We start from the raw sequence: 802 nt of genomic DNA, 5'->3' as shown, positions 1-802 counted from the left end.
TGTCTTAGTCAGTTTATTCGGCTTGATGATTGTCCTAGCCTTTTACCAGACGTCAGGCTTATTACGGTGGGCGTCGATAAAATTGATCGACTGGTCCGGAAATAGCCGCGTCATCGTCCAATCCATGGTCCTGGCCTCATTCTTCGGGTCATTCCTATTATCCAACGACATCGCCGTCCTGACCCTACTACCGATTTACTTGAACATCCTGCGCCACCTACCAGCATTCAAGGGCCGTGTACTCGGGGCAGCCCTAATCGTCGTGGCCGCAAACCTAGGCGGGGTCTTCTTCCCCTTCTCCAACCCACAAAATCTCATCATCTATTCAACCTATCCAGTCGATTTCGTCAGTTTCATGTGGTGGACCCTACCCCTGGTGGTTGCCGGCTTTATCCTTGTTATGGTCGCAACTTTCTTCGTAGAGAAAAGGGCAGCCCACACACAAATTGAGGGCAATGCAGTAGATAGGTCGATTGTTATTCAAGCAAGTATTGGCATGGTGCTCATGGTCATTGCCATCTTTGGCTTATTTAATATTTTTTGGACCGTGACCTTCATTGTAGCCTATGTCCTCCTGACTAACTGGCGGTATTTACTGCAAGTGGATTATTTACTGCTACTGACTTTCGCTTCATTTTTTGTATTAGTCGGAAACATTACTGACTTAACACTTGTCCAAACTTGGTTGGCAGCTAATATTTCAAGCAAGACCATGGCTTACCTAACAGGGCTCTTGGCTTCACAAGTTTTTTCAAATGTTCCAACCACTATTCTGGTTTCACCCTTTACAGACCAGGCTCAC

General features: G+C 46.5%; 1 protein-coding gene. It reads left to right on the top strand.

Annotated elements, in window-relative coordinates:
• A partial coding sequence (locus tag ACRCJ0_RS16820; protein ID WP_431391300.1) for an SLC13 family permease occupies positions 1–802 on the top strand: 802 nt, incomplete at both ends.

This window comes from Aerococcus sp. L_32, assembly GCF_050689315.1.
Note: the sequence above shows the minus strand (reverse complement) of the source record. Positions and strands in the feature narration are given on the sequence as shown.